The sequence below is a fragment of the Nocardioides sp. genome, from assembly GCF_034670285.1.
Lineage (GTDB): Bacteria > Actinomycetota > Actinomycetes > Propionibacteriales > Nocardioidaceae > Nocardioides.
In genome coordinates, this window is the sequence record NZ_JAXMNS010000040.1 from 1 (window position 1) to 13,544 (window position 13,544).

At 70.8% G+C, this 13,544-nt stretch carries 14 protein-coding genes, 1 tRNA gene and 1 pseudogene; 6 read left to right on the top strand and 10 right to left on the bottom strand.

From position 1 onward, the window contains the following. The 3 genes and pseudogenes from VOI19_RS03440 to VOI19_RS03450 form a co-directional block, all read left to right on the top strand. Positions 1-340, top strand: a pseudogene (locus VOI19_RS03440) (hypothetical protein); the annotation flags it as partial. Positions 341-381: 41 nt separating this feature from the next. Further along, positions 382-564 (top strand): hypothetical protein, encoded by a 183-nt coding sequence (locus tag VOI19_RS03445; RefSeq protein ID WP_323791561.1) that lies wholly within the window; start codon positions 382-384, stop codon positions 562-564. 142 nt (positions 565-706) lie between these two features. After that, entirely contained in the window at positions 707-3,334 is a 2,628-nt protein-coding gene (locus VOI19_RS03450) for a PAS domain S-box protein (RefSeq protein ID WP_323791562.1), read from the top strand. A gap of 24 nt (positions 3,335-3,358) precedes the next feature. On the opposite strand, the gene VOI19_RS03455 is transcribed toward VOI19_RS03450, so the two are convergent. Then, entirely contained in the window at positions 3,359-4,252 is an 894-nt protein-coding gene (locus VOI19_RS03455; protein ID WP_323791563.1) for a haloalkane dehalogenase, read from the bottom strand. 80 nt (positions 4,253-4,332) lie between these two features. Between VOI19_RS03455 and VOI19_RS03460 the strand changes: the two genes are divergently transcribed. Further along, complete coding sequence (locus VOI19_RS03460) at positions 4,333-5,826, top strand: MFS transporter (RefSeq protein WP_323791564.1); 1,494 nt, start codon at positions 4,333-4,335, stop codon at positions 5,824-5,826. Positions 5,827-6,031: 205 nt separating this feature from the next. On the opposite strand, the gene VOI19_RS03465 is transcribed toward VOI19_RS03460, so the two are convergent. The 7 genes from VOI19_RS03465 to VOI19_RS03495 all read right to left on the bottom strand — a co-directional run bounded on the left by VOI19_RS03465 (position 6,032) and on the right by VOI19_RS03495 (position 11,700). Next, positions 6,032-8,482, bottom strand: coding sequence for a penicillin acylase family protein (locus tag VOI19_RS03465; RefSeq protein ID WP_323791565.1), 2,451 nt, complete (start codon positions 8,480-8,482; stop codon positions 6,032-6,034). A gap of 61 nt (positions 8,483-8,543) precedes the next feature. Continuing rightward, positions 8,544-8,867, bottom strand: coding sequence for a co-chaperone GroES (locus tag VOI19_RS03470; RefSeq protein ID WP_323791566.1), 324 nt, complete (start codon positions 8,865-8,867; stop codon positions 8,544-8,546). A 15-nt stretch (positions 8,868-8,882) separates the two neighbouring features. Continuing rightward, complete coding sequence (locus VOI19_RS03475) at positions 8,883-9,131, bottom strand: DUF3618 domain-containing protein (RefSeq protein WP_323791567.1); 249 nt, start codon at positions 9,129-9,131, stop codon at positions 8,883-8,885. A gap of 12 nt (positions 9,132-9,143) precedes the next feature. Then, positions 9,144-9,917, bottom strand: coding sequence for an ABC transporter ATP-binding protein (locus VOI19_RS03480; protein ID WP_323791568.1), 774 nt, complete (start codon positions 9,915-9,917; stop codon positions 9,144-9,146). 7 nt (positions 9,918-9,924) lie between these two features. Next, entirely contained in the window at positions 9,925-10,593 is a 669-nt protein-coding gene (cbiQ, locus tag VOI19_RS03485; protein WP_323791569.1) for a cobalt ECF transporter T component CbiQ, read from the bottom strand. A 4-nt stretch (positions 10,594-10,597) separates the two neighbouring features. After that, positions 10,598-10,996 carry a PDGLE domain-containing protein gene (locus tag VOI19_RS03490; RefSeq protein WP_323791570.1) on the bottom strand — a complete coding sequence of 133 codons (399 nt, stop codon included), beginning with the start codon at positions 10,994-10,996 and terminating at the stop codon, positions 10,598-10,600. After that, positions 10,993-11,700: an energy-coupling factor ABC transporter permease gene (locus VOI19_RS03495; protein ID WP_323791571.1), complete on the bottom strand. Its 708-nt coding sequence runs from the start codon at positions 11,698-11,700 to the stop codon at positions 10,993-10,995. Before VOI19_RS03495 ends, VOI19_RS03490 begins: the two co-directional genes overlap by 4 nt. Before the next feature lie 102 nt (positions 11,701-11,802). Here VOI19_RS03495 and bcp point away from each other — a divergent pair, with 102 nt between their 5' ends. Both bcp and VOI19_RS03505 read left to right on the top strand, forming a co-directional pair. After that, on the top strand, positions 11,803-12,279 hold the full coding sequence (gene bcp / locus VOI19_RS03500) for a thioredoxin-dependent thiol peroxidase (RefSeq protein ID WP_323791572.1): 477 nt from the start codon (positions 11,803-11,805) through the stop codon (positions 12,277-12,279). A gap of 57 nt (positions 12,280-12,336) precedes the next feature. Continuing rightward, positions 12,337-12,418: transfer RNA gene (locus VOI19_RS03505), tRNA-Leu, on the top strand. A 13-nt stretch (positions 12,419-12,431) separates the two neighbouring features. On the opposite strand, the gene VOI19_RS03510 is transcribed toward VOI19_RS03505, so the two are convergent. Next, complete coding sequence (locus VOI19_RS03510) at positions 12,432-12,773, bottom strand: hypothetical protein (protein ID WP_323791573.1); 342 nt, start codon at positions 12,771-12,773, stop codon at positions 12,432-12,434. Positions 12,774-12,832: 59 nt separating this feature from the next. Further along, positions 12,833-13,453 (bottom strand): RdgB/HAM1 family non-canonical purine NTP pyrophosphatase, encoded by a 621-nt coding sequence (gene rdgB, locus VOI19_RS03515; protein ID WP_323791574.1) that lies wholly within the window; start codon positions 13,451-13,453, stop codon positions 12,833-12,835. Positions 13,454-13,544: the final 91 nt, after the last annotated feature.

The following is a 13,544-nucleotide window of genomic DNA, read 5'->3' on the forward strand; positions in this document are numbered from 1 at the left end:
CAGCACCTTCTCCCACTCGGCCCTCGTCCGGCTGGCCGACGAGGTCTGCCTCCAGATGCACCTGCTCAATCTCTCGTCCCTCCTCGCGGTGCGTGCGCGGTCGTCGTCCGCCGAGCAGGTCGAGCGCCTCGCCACCAAGCAGCTCACCGGCATCGCCGGCATCACCGCCGAGCGGCTCCACCACGCCCTGGACCTCCCCCGGACTCCACAGGCAGCTGCGCAGGTGCTCGCGCTCCACCCCCTGCTCAACCCCGCCGCGTACGTCGACGCCGTTCCCGACGCAGAGGCGACGACGGTGCGTGTGCGCAGGAGCGCAGGAGCGAGGACGGCGCCTGGGTGAGCCTGTGTGGACCCGATCGGCGGGGTCCGCTCCAGGCAATCGTGCGCGCAGTCGATCCCCACCTCGACGTCGACCTCTCCGGCACCGACGACGACTGGACGCTCCTCGTCGTCGAGTGCGCCGAGCCGGCACCGGAGTGCGACGAGGTCGCAGTCACCCGGTTCAGCGGCGGGGCGGCCTTCGCGTTCCAGCCGCGACGCTCGCTGCCCCTGACCGTCGTCTGACTCGTTCACCGGCCGGCCGATTGCCGGCGGGCCGATTGCCGGCCGGACGACGCGGGTTCGACCGCGCGCAGGACGACGAGCGTGCAATGCTGACGCAATCGGCAGGTTCCACAGCCGAACAAGCACCCGGGGGGGTGAGGGAATGGCCTTGCAGCAGAGCGTGCTGGTCATCGACGACGATCGCGACATCTCGACCGTGTGCCGTCTCTTCCTCGAGCAGGCCGGCTACGTCGTCCACGAGGCCGCGACGGGGCAGAGCGGCCTCGACTCCGCTCGCGCCCTCACGCCGGACGCCATCGTGCTCGACTACATGCTCCCCGACATCGACGGCCTCGGGGTCCTCGCCGAGCTGACCGCGGACGAGAGGACCGAGGGCATCCCCGTCCTCATGCTCACCGCCCGCACGCACCGCAAGGACGAGGAGGCCGCCTGGGCAGCCGGTGTCACCGACTTCCTCACCAAGCCCTTCAAGTCCGCCGACCTGGTGCAGCGCGTCAAGGCCGCCCTGGCGAGCGACGAGGCCACCGAGAAGGTGCAGCGCCGCGACGAGGCGATGGTCCGCCTCAGCTCGGTCGACCAGGAGTCGCTGCGCCAGCTCGGCGCCGTCGTCGAGGGTGCCACCGACGCGATCCTGGTGCAGTCGACCGACGGCACGATCCGCACCTGGAACGCCGCCGCCGCCAAGCTCTACGGCTGGAGTCGCGAGGAGATGCTCGGGCGCACGATCGAGACACTGTGCCCCGACGGACTCACCCCCGAGTTCGAGAAGGCCCTGATCGCCGTGGCCTCCGGCGAGCGGGTCGAGAGCTTCGAGACCCTCAGGAAGCGCAAGGACGGTAGCCAGTTCACGATCTCGGTCTCGCTCTCCCCCGTGCACGACGCGCACGGCTCGGTCGTCAACATCTCGGCGATCGAGCGCGTCGTCACCGCCCGGGCCCGCACCGAGGCGCGCTTCCGCGACCTGGTCGAGGCTGCCCCCGACGCGATCGTGATCGTCGACGACAGTGGCCTCATCACGTTGGTCAACGCTCAGACCGAGCTGCTCTTCGGCCACGACCGCGACCGGCTCGTCGGACAACCCATCGAGATCCTGGTCCCGCGGCGCTTCCGCGACCGACATCCCGCCCACCGTCGGGCCTACGCCCACAGCCCGCGGACCCGCCCCATGGGCGCCACCCTCGAGCTGGCCGCGCTGCACGCCGACGGGCGCGAGTTCCCGGTCGAGATCTCCCTGTCCCCGCTCGCCGCCGACAGTGACGTGACCTACGCAGCGACCATCCGCGACGTCACGCAGCGCAAGGCCGCCGAGTCGAAGTTCCGCGGTCTGCTCGAGGCTGCCCCGGACGCCATCGTCGGCGTCGACTCGGCCGGGCGCATCGTCCTGGTCAACGCCCAGACCGAGGCACTCTTCGGGTACGCGCGCGAAGAGCTCATCGGACAGCTGGTCGAGGTGCTGGTGCCGGAGGCGATGCGCGCAACGCACCCGGCACGGCGCGAGGGCTACTTCACCGAGCCCCGCACCCGCGAGATGGGTGAGGGCCTCGACCTCGTCGCCCGACGCAAGGACGGCAGCGAGTTCCCCGTGGAGATCTCCCTGTCCTCCATCGAGACCGAGGACGGCATCCTGGTCTCGGCCGCCATCCGCGACGTCACCGAGCGCAAGCGCGCCGCCGCCCGGTTCCAGGGGCTCGTCGAGGCTGCTCCCGACGCGATGGTCATCCTCGACGAGGACGGGCGCATCTCGTTGGTCAACGCCCAGACGGTCAAGCTGTTCGGCTTCGAGCGTGAGGACCTGATCGGCCAGCAGGTCGAGGTGATGGTGCCTCACCGCTTCCGCGGTCGGCACCCCAACCACCGCCGTGAGTACAGCGCCAACCCGCGCGTGCGCGGCATGGGCACCGGCCTCGAGCTCTTCGGACTGCGCCGTGACGGCACCGAGTTCCCGATCGAGATCTCGCTCTCGCCGCTCGAGACGGAGTCCGGGGTGAGCATCTCCGCCGCCATCCGCGACGTCACCGAGCGCAAGCGTGCCGAGGAGGCACAGTCAGCGGCCTACGCCCAGGAGCGCGAGGCGAGCGCGCGACTGCGCGAGGTCGACCGGCTGCGCACCGACTTCATCTCGACGGTCTCGCACGAGCTGCGCACACCGCTGACGGCGATCAAGGGTTTCGCCGAGTTCCTCTCCGGTGCCTGGGACGACACGCCCGAGGAGCGCAAGATCGACCTCGTCAAGCGGATCCTGCTGGCCGGCGTCCGCCTCGACAGCCTCATCCAGGACCTTCTCGACTTCTCCCGCCTCGAGCGCGGACAGCTGGCGATGCGGCCTGAGTCGCTCGACCTCAGCGAGCTGCTCGAGGAGATGATCGGACGCGCCGAGCCCATCCTCGAGGCCCACCGCGTGCAGCGCGACGTGGCCCCGCAGCTCACGGTGCACGCCGACCGGACCGCGATGATCCGGGTGCTCGACAACCTGCTGAGCAACGCCGTGAAGTTCTCCCCGCCCGGGTCGGAGATCACCTTCTCGGCAGCAGCAGACGGCGACACCGTGGTGATCGAGGTCAGTGACCAGGGCATCGGCATCACCGAGGAGGAGCAGCCGAAGGTCTTCGACCGCTTCTACCGCGTGGCCGAGTCCTCGGGACGGCCCGGCACCGGCATCGGGCTCGCCATCGTCAAGGAGTTCGTCCAGGCCCAGGACGGCTCGATCTCGGTGCGCTCCGACCCCGGCCAGGGCAGCACGTTCGTCGTCCGGGTGCCGGTCGGAGCCTGACCCGGCGCTCGACGTCTGCTCCGCCTACGAGCCCGCACACACCAGGTCGACGATCCGACGGGCCAGCTCGGGACCGCAGTCCTCCTGCACGAAGTGGCTGCCCTCCAGCCGCGCGTGAGCCTGCCCGGCGGCCCCGGGCACGTGCGCCTGGAGCGGCCGGTCCCCCTTGCCGAGGATCGGGTCCTGGTGCCCGAAGAGCGTCAGGAAGGGCCGCTCGAAGCCTCCGAGCCCGGCCCAGGCGTCCTGGTTGGCCGGCATCGCCGGGTCGCTCGCACTGGTCGGCACCAGCCGCGGGAAGGCCCGTGCCCCGGCCTGGTGGCGGCGGCTCGGGAACGGGGCGTCGTACGCCGCCCGCTCGGCGCGGGTGAGTGAGCGGGCGCTCCCGAGGTCGACGATCCGACCGGTCGGGAAGACGGGCGAGAACCGCGCGAAGGCGCGCCAGGCGCGGAAGGCCGCGTTGTCGGAGACCTGGCCGGCCGGCAGGAAGCCGTTGCCGACCACGATTCGTGCGAAGCGGTCGGGGTCGAGTCCGGCGATGCGCAGACCGATGAGCGAGCCCCAGTCCTGGCAGAAGAGGGTGAGGTCGCGCAGCGCGAGCTGGTCGAGCAGCTCGGTCACCCAGTCGACGTGGCGGGCGTAGGTGTAGTCGCCGAGGTCGGCCGGCTTGTCGGAACGGCCGAAGCCGATCAGGTCGGGGGCCACCACGCGGAGTCCGGCATCGACGACCGGACCGATCATGTGGCGGTAGAGATAGCTCCACGTCGGCTCCCCGTGGAGCATCAGCACGACGGGGGCGTCGCGCGGGCCCTCGTCGACGTAGGCCATCCGGAGGCCGCCGCTCAGGTCGGCGTACTGCGGTCTCCACGGGAAGTCGGGCAGGTCGTCGAAGCGGTCGTCGGGGGTGCGCAGGATCTCCACACCCAGCACGCTAGCGCCGACCCGGCGCGGCCGGACGACACGTCCAGGTGGCGCCGGCGGCCGCTACACTTCGTTGCCTCATGCAACCAGTTCTCGGAGCCGCTCCCCCGACGCCGCGGGCCGACCGTCGCCGTCAGCGCGTCACCTTCGCCGTCCTGGCCGTCTCCGTCTCCTCCTTCGCGCTCCTCCAGTCGCTGATCGTGCCCGTGCTGGCCACGATCCAGGCGCAGTACGACACCGACCAAGCCACCGTCACCTGGGTGCTCACCGGCTACCTGCTCTCCGCCTCCATCGCGACCCCGATCCTCGGACGCGTCGGCGACGCCGTCGGCAAGAAGAAGGTGCTCGTCGCGACGCTGGTCCTGCTCGCGCTGGGGTCGCTGCTCGCCGCACTCGCCCCGACGATCGGCTGGCTCATCGCGGCGCGCGTCGTCCAGGGCCTCGGCGGCGGTGTGATGCCGCTGGCGTTCGGGATCATCCGCGACGAGTTCGACGACCAGGTGACCTTCGCGCTGAGCGTCATCGCCTCACTGACCGCGGTCGGCTTCGGGTTCGGCATCGTCGTGGCCGGTCCGATCGTCGACGGGCTCGGCTACCACTGGCTCTTCTGGCTGCCGATGATCGTGACGGCCCTGGCTGCGGTCGCGGCGTTCGTCCTCGTGCCGGAGTCGCCCTCCCGCACGCCCGGGGGCGTGCCGCTGCTGCCGGCGGCACCGCTCGCCCTCACGCTCGTGGCGCTGCTGCTCGCCGTCAGCCAAGGCAACAAGTGGGGCTGGGGCTCCCCCGCCGTCCTCGGCCTGCTCGCCGCGGCGGTCGTGATCGGCACGCTGTGGGTGCGCGTCGAGACGCGCGTCGCGGTGCCGATGATCGACATGCGGATGATGCGGCTGCGCGGGGTGTGGACGACCAACCTCGTCGCCTTCTTCGTCGGGTTCGGCACGTTCGCCTCGTTCGGGTTCCTGCCGCAGCTGCTGCAGACCCCGCCCTCGGCCGGCTACGGCTTCGACGCCACCATCAGCGAGTCCGGGCACCTGCTCCTGCCCAGCGCGCTCGCGAGCTTTCTCGTGGGCTTCACCACCGCCCGCCTGATCGGCTGGGTCGGCGCACGGCGGGTCATCGCCACCGGCACGCTGATCAGTGCCGCTGCCTTCGCCTCGGTCGCGCTGTTCCACGACGAGAAGTGGCAGCTCTACCTCGCCACCACGACCCAGGGCCTCGGCTCCGGGCTGGTCTTCTCCTCGTTGGCCGGCGTCGTCATCGCCAGCGTGCCGCGGGCGCAGACCGGCGTCGCCAGCGGGATGAACGCCAACATCCGAACGATCGGCGGGTCGATGGGCTCGGCAGTGATGGCGGGGGTGCTCACCGCCTCGCTGGGGCCGGGCGGGTTCCCCGACGAACGCGGCTACACGATCGGCTTCGCGCTGCTCGCCGTCGGCATGCTCGCCGCGACCGTGGCCGCGGCGTACCTGCCCGACGACCGCTCCTCACGACCGGCCCGCCGCACCCGCTCGGCGCTGGCCGACGCCGACAACGCCGAGCTCGGCTACCTGCCGGCCGCCCCCGCACCCCAGTAGCCGACGGTGGCGCACCAGTGCCGTACGCCGTGACCATCATGTGACCACGGCGTACGGCGCTCTTGAACGATCCGGAACATGGCGATCTCTGAGCGCCGTTGATGACGAAGCCCGGTGACCCTTCGGGGCGGCCTGCACTCCCGTCACCGGGCTTCGTCGACGGCTCGTTCCTCGCCCTGCTCAGCCTCCGCGCGTGTCGCGGGCGCTAGCTGCGGATCCGCACCTTGCGCACCAGGTTCTTGCGGATCTGCTTGTCGGTCCACGAGAAGCGGACCCACTTGCCGGCGCCGAAGAGGCGCGTCTGGTCGGTCGAGTACGGCGAGGCAGGGTCCTCGTCCTGGCTGTAGGTCAGGATCGTGCGCGGCGAGAGCCGGCCCTTCTTGAGGAAGGCGATCGACTGGATGTGCGAGGACCCGTAGGTCACCGAGCGGTAGCGGCCCAGGTTGGTGACCGGACCCCGCGAGGCCAGGGCGTTGGCGTTGCCCACCGAGTCACCGGTGCCGCCGCCGAGGCCGATCGGCGGAGCGCCCGGGTCTCCGGCGACCTGGAGGTCGCCCCAGGCCTTGTCGAACGGGATCTTGCGATCGCGCAGCGAGTCGATGGCGTCCTGCATCGCCGAGATCACCCGCGGGCTGCCGGTGTTGAGGTCACGCGGGGTGTTGAGCGGGTCCGAGACCGAGAACTGCGTGCGCCACAGCTCGCTGTCGGCGGGGACACGCGCGATGAACTCCTCGAACAGGTGGGTGCCGACGGAGGTGCGCTCGGAGCGTCGGTCCCAGGCCTTCAGGACCGCGCAGGCCTCGGTCTCGCCGGTGGCGTCGCAGACGTCGTCCAGGGCGCCGTCCTCGCTCATCACCTCGGCTGCGCGCAGGCGGTTGGCGTGCTGGTGAGCGGCCAGCGAGCGAGGCGTCTCCTTGCGGCTCCCCTTGAGCCGGTCGATGACGTACTGCGAGACCATCCGGGTGCGCATCGTGCGGTCGCACTGCTCGCAGCCGATGATCGTGGCGAAGCCCTCGAGCCGCTCGGCGGGGTTGGGCAGCCAGTAGGAGTCGTTGGCGTTCATCACCCAGTCGCGACGCACGGTCGACGGCAGGTTCTCGGGCCCGAAGATGCCGGGACGCTGAGCATCGGAGTCGGTGCCCCACGCGCAGGTGGTGTCGGCCGTGGTGCCGTCGAGTCCGGGCAGGCCGGCGAGCTCGTCGAGCAGGGCGCCGACCGGGGTCAGGCAGCGGTTCTTCAGCTCATTGGGCACGTTCGGGACGACGGAGTGGTCGGCGTAGAGCGCGTTGCCGTCGCGGTCGGCTGCGGTGGTGTTGACCCACGGCATCCCGCCGGCGGCGTCCTGACGGCGCAGCAGGTCGCGCACGTTCTTCGCCTTGCCCATCTGCAGGAAGGTGTCGATGGTGCGCAGGTGCTCGGCGTTGGCGTCGCGGATCGCCCACACGCTGGTGACCGACCACGGCGTGAAGGTGGCCGGGGAGTCGAACACGTAGCCCTGGTCGGTGCGGTAGAGGTCCTCGGTGACGGTCTCGAAGCCGCCGCCGGCCTTGCGGACCTTGACCTCCACGACGCGTCGCTCCAGCTCACGCGGGCCCGAGTCGGTCAGGTAGGTCGTCTGCCCGACCAGCTTGTACTCGTAGGGCGTGAAGCGGAAGGCCGTCGAGACGGTGTGGCTCCAGGCGACGTCGTTGTTGAAGCCGATGTTGACGACCGGCGAGCCGACCAGCGAGGCGCCGGCGACGTCGTACCTGCCCGGGATCGTGAGGTGCTGCTGGGTGAAGTGGTAGCGCCCGAACCACGGGAAGTGCGGGTTGCCGAGCAGCATCCCCTTGCCCGTGGTGGTCTCGCCGCCGCCGATGGCGGTCGCGTTGGAGCCGAACGGGCTCTCGGGGTCCTTGCCGAGCGCCTTGAGCAGCGCGTCGCGCTCGGCGGCGTCGTACGACGAAGCACGCAGCGGGATGTCGGGGAGGCCCGGGTCGCTGGGGCTCGGCGGGTCGGCGTCGACGATCTCCTTGACGAAGACGCCCGCTGAGGCGAGCAGGTTGGCGAGGTAGACGCCATACCAGACGTCGATCGCCTTGGCGTTCGGCTTGAGGTAGCCGTCGCCCTTGCAGTCGGGGTCGGTGACCTTGTTGGTGCGCAGCCACTTGTTGATGCCAGCGACGTAGCCCTTGACCATGGCCTTGGCCTGCTTCTCCGGCCCGGCGTCGGACTTGAGCAGCTTTTCCACGACGCGGCGGTTGCGGAGATCGGTGACGAAGGCGTCGACCTGCAGGTTGGACGCCGTCAGGGTGACGTAGTCGGTGTAGGTGCCCTCGGCGCCGAACCAGCGCGAGCGCTCGCCGCGGCCGGTCACCAGGGTGTCGGCCAGCGTGCAGATCGAGGCCTGGGCCGCGCCGTAGCCGCTGCCGAAGCCGAGTGAGCCGAAGTTCGTGGCGGTGATGTGCGGGATGCCGTGCTCGGTGAAGCGCACCGAGGCGTCGTACCGCTTCTTGCCCTTCGGCTTGGCGGTCAGCGGAGCGAGGGCTGCTGAGGTCGGGGGGTGGGCAAGGGCCTGGGTGTGGACCGGGGACGTCGCCGTGGCCGTGGCACCGGGCAGCGAGACCGCCACCGGCACCATCGAGCACGCGACGACCATGGCGGTCAGTCTGCGCATGCCTGCTCAACTGCCGAGTGTGACGCGGGTTACGGCTTGTTAACCGACGGGTCGCGCAGAGCTAGAGATAGAGGCCGGCGGACTCGTCGCCGAGCCGGTCGGCCGCCACGGCGTGCACGTCGCGCTCGCGCATGACGACGTAGACCTCCGCGTTGACCTCGACCTCGGCCTTGTCCTCGGGGTCGAAGAGCACTCGGTCACCCACCTCGACGGCGCGTGCGTGCGGTCCGACGGCAGCGACCTTGGCCCACGACAGGCGCCGGGCCCCCATCGCCGCGGTCGCGGGGATCACGATGCCGCCGCTGGAGCGACGCTCGCCGGCCTCGTCGTCGAGCTCGCACAGGATGCGGTCGTGCAGCATCTTGATCGGCTGCTTGTCAGCCATGGGTGCAGCTGACCACTAGTTGGTGATCTTGCGGACCACGACGAACAGCACGATGGTGCCGACCACGCCGCCGACGGTCTTGAGGATGTTGTCGGTGCGCGGCTCGCCGGTGGTGACGTCGACGTAGTGCGCCTTGATGTCGGCGACCTGTCGGCTCACGATCGTCTTGGGAGACGAGCGGTAGAGCAGCTGGTCGATCGTCGTGGCGAGGCGCTCGCGCGTCTCCTCGATCTCACGGGCGAGGTCGTCTGCTTCTTTGCTCACGCGCGCAGGCTATCAATCGTCACTGCGACCACCAGCCCCCGGCCGCACGACGGTGCGCGGGTCGAACCCGAACGGCAGCTCGAGGCGGTGACGGCGCATCAGGTCGTCGTCGGTGAGCACGTCGTACGTCGTCCCGTCGGCGACCACGTGACCGTCGCTCAGCACGACCGAGCGCGGGCAGAGCTCGAGGGCGTAGGGCAGGTCGTGGGTGACCATCAGGACCGTCACGTCGAGCGAGCGCAGGATGTCGGCGAGCTCGCGGCGCGAGGCCGGGTCGAGGTTGGACGACGGCTCGTCGAGCACCAGGATCTCCGGCTCCATGGCCAGCACGGTGGCCACGGCGACCCGGCGCCGCTGGCCGAAGGAGAGGTGGTGCGGAGGGCGGTCGGCGAAGTCGGCCATCCCGACCAGGTCGAGCGCCGTCATCACCCGGGCGTCGAGCGCAGCGCCCTTGAGCCCGAGATTGGCCGGCCCGAACCCGACGTCGGCGCGCACGGTGCCCATGAAGAGCTGGTCGTCGGGGTCCTGGAAGACGATGCCGACGCGGCGCCGGATCTCCTGGAGGTGCTCCTTCGCGACCGGCATCCCGCTGACGGCGACCGAGCCGGCTCCCGCGGTGAGGATGCCGTTGAGGTGCAGCACGAGGGTGGTCTTGCCGGCGCCGTTGGGGCCCAGCAGGGCCACTCGCTCGCCCTCGTGGACGTGGAGGTCGACCCCGGCAAGGGCCTGGTGGCCGTCGGGATAGGCGTAGGCGAGGCCGCGGACCTTGAGGACGGGAGTGCTCACTGGGGCCTCACAGGGGCATCGTTCCGGTGTAGCCGCGCGAGAGCATCGCCAGGTGCACGCGCTCGCCACGCTCGTAGGAACGGATGAACAGGGCGCCGAACGACTTCGCGAGCACCGGCCAGTGCCGCGGGTTGCGGGCCTCGAACCCGCGCGAGACCCGGGCGACGTGCATGCGGCGCAGCTCCTCGGTGACCACCGACAGGTAGCGGATCATGAACGCCATGATCTGCACGAGCATGCTCGGCAGGTGCAGCCGCTCGAGGCCCTTGAGCAGGGCCTGCGGCTCGGTGGTGGCGGCCAGCGTCAGGCTGGCGATCACGCCGAGCGTCGCGGTCGCGAGCAGTCCGAACCCGGCGAGCAGTCCCGACTCCGAGAGGCTGAGGCCGAGCACCTCGATGCGCGGGCCGCGGGCGACGAAGGGCAGCAGCAGGGCGAAGAACACGAACGGCACCTCGACGACCATCCGCTTGAGGATGTACGTCGGCGGCACGTGCGAGAGCGCGATGACGGCCAGCAGCACGAGCAGGTAGGCGCCGAACGCCGCGAACCAGTCGTCGGGCGTGGCCACGACCATGATCATGAAGCCCAGCAGCGCCAGGACCTTCAGGTGCGCCGGTGCCCGGTGCACCGGTGAGTGGCCGTGGAAGTGCAGCAGGTGGCCGTGCTCGCCGCCCACGCGATCAGGCCGACGTGTTGGTCGTCGAGGGGGCGGCGGCCGAGGTGCTGGTCGAATCGGAGGCGTCGTTCGCGACCTCGCCCTCCTCGGGCGTGCGGCGTCGTACGACGTAGGTCAGCGCGGTGCCGAGCCCGAGCACGACCAGCACGCCCACGACTCCGGCGACCCCGACCGAGGCGCGTTCGCTGTCGAGTCCGGCGTCGTAGTCGGCCAGCGGACCGTCGCCGGCCGAGTGGTCGCCTGCGGTGTCGCTGAAGCCCTGCTCCTCAGCCACGGACTCGAGCCCGTCGGGGCTGCCGGAGGCGTAGAAGCTGGCGAAGCCGGCGAGGAGCAGCGAGACGAGCAGCACGCCCGCGGCGAGCGCCTTGTTGCCGGGGCGCTTCCTGCCATTCATGCCAGTCATGCGGGGACCTCGGTGGATGACGTGGGGGTGCTCCTGATGACCAGCTCGCGCTTCTCGAGCACCCGCCGGGCGCCGTACACGAGGTCGGGCCGGACGGCCAGGATGCTGCCGACGGCCAGGAACGTGATCGCAGCCTCGCCGATGCCGATCAGCACGTGCACGCCGAGCATGGCCGTGGCCAGCGCGGCGATCGAGATGTCGGCGGTGCCGCCGACGGCGTAGAGGCCGACGAAGACCATCGAGGCGACGGGGACGCTGAGGAAGGCGCCGGCGGCGGCGCAGATCGGGACCATCGCGGTCTTCTTGGGCAGGACCATCTGCAGCGCACGGAAGACGCCCCAGCCCACCACGGCCGTGGCGAGCGCCACCAGCACGACGTTCGTGCCGAGGGCGGTGATGCCGCCGTCCGCGAAGAGCAGGGCCTGCACGAGCAGGACGGTGCCGACGCAGAGCACCCCGGTCCACGGACCGACGAGCACCGCGGCGATCGCTCCTCCCATGAGGTGCCCGCTCGTGCCGGAGACGACGGGGAAGTTGAGCATCTGGGCGGCGAAGACGAAGGCCGCGACCAGGCCGACGAGTGGCGCCGTGCGGTCGTCCAGCTCACCGCGGGCCTTGCGCAGCGAGACACCGATGACCGCAGCCGCGACCACCCCGGTCGCCACCGAGGTCGGCGCGTCGAAGAATCCGTCGGGCACGTGCACGGGGCGACTCCTGGGCTCAGTAGGTTGGGAGCGATTGATTGATCAGCCTACGTTGTTGCAAGACGTTCGCAACAACCTACCGTTCCGGATTGGAGCCATCTCGTGAGCACTGCTTCGCGCCTGTCGACCGGCGACGCCGCCCCCGACTTCACCCTCGCCGACGACACCGGCGCGGAGGTCTCCTTGAGCGGGCTCCGCGGTCGCAAGGTGGTCGTGTACTTCTACCCCGCCGCGATGACGCCGGGCTGCACCAAGCAGGCCTGCGACTTCAGCGACTCCCTCGACTCGTTGAGGTCCGAGGGATACGAGGTGCTCGGCATCTCCCCCGACAAGCCGGAGAAGCTCGCGAAGTTCCGCGAGAAGGAGGGGCTCGGGATCACCCTGCTCTCCGACCCCGACAAGTCGGTCATGGACGCCTACGGCGCGTTCGGCGAGAAGAAGCTCTACGGCAAGGTCGTCCAGGGCGTCATCCGCTCGACGTTCGTCGTCGACGAAGAGGGCAAGATCGCCCTCGCGCAGTACAACGTCAAGGCGACCGGCCACGTCGCCAAGCTGCGTCGCGACCTCGGTCTCGACTGACGTTCGGTCGGACGCAGTGCGCTGACACAATGATCTCGACGCCCCTCGGGGCGTCGCGCCGAAGTGGTGGAATTGGCAGACACGCGGCACTTAGGATGCCGTGCCCCAGGGCGTGCGGGTTCAAGTCCCGCCTTCGGCACCCGTCGCAGCGCTCAGGTGTGCGCGAGGCCGCCGAGCATGAGCCAGGGCAGCAGCAGGCTCAGCGCGGCGGCGATCAGCAGGTAGCCCATCAGGGCGAGGAACGAGAGCCGGCCCGAGCCCCAGACGAGCGCGGCGATGGTGGCCCCCGCGGCGCCGAGGGCCAGTACGGCGAGCAGGGCAGTCATGCCGAGCGGTCCGTCGGTGCTCATCAGGGCCAGCAGCCCCAGGAAGGCCGCGAGCGGGGCAAGGAGCGCGACTGCCACCAGGGCGAGACCGGCCTGGCCTCCGGGTGAGGACCGCGGCGCGCTGTCGTCCGCGCGGGGCAGAGCCAGCGGTCGACGTTCGTCGGTCATGGCGGTGCAACGAGGCACCACCGGCCGAGGTCACGCCGCCGTCCGACGGCCGGACGGTGTCAGCGCGCGAGGAAGTCGGCGAGCTGCGGAGCGAGGTCGCGCAGCGCGTGGCCGCGGTGCGAGATGGCGTCCTTGTCGTCGCGGGACAGCTCGGCGGTGGTGAGGCCGGGACGCTCGTCGGTGACGAACAGCACGTCGTAGCCGAACCCGCCCTCGCCGCGCACCTCGCGCAGGATCGTGCCGTCCATCCGGCCCTCGACGACGAGCTCGCGACCGTCGGGCGTCACCACCGCGACCGCACAGACGAAGTGCGCGCCCCGCCGTACGTCGGGCACGTCGGCGAGCTGGGCCAGGAGCAGCTCGTTGTTGCGGGCGTCGTCCTTGGGAGGACCGGCCCACCTGGCCGAGAGCACTCCCGGCATGCCGTTGAGCGCGTCGACGCACAGACCGCTGTCGTCGGCGACCGTCGCCAGCCCGGTGGCTGCGACGCCCGCGCGGGCCTTGAGCAGCGCGTTGCCGGCGAAGGTCGGCTCGTCCTCGACGGGCTCGTCGTAGGCCGCGACACCGTCGAGCCCCACGATCTCGACCCCGGGGAGGTGAGCGGCGATGATCCGCTCCATCTCGCCGATCTTCTTGGCGTTGCGCGACGCCAGGTGCAGGCGCGTCACGGAAGCACTCATGCGCCGAGCGACTCCTGCTGCAGTCGGGTCAGGTCGGCGCAGCCCTTCTCGGCCAGGGTGAGCAGCGCGTCGAGCTCGGCGCGGTCGAAGG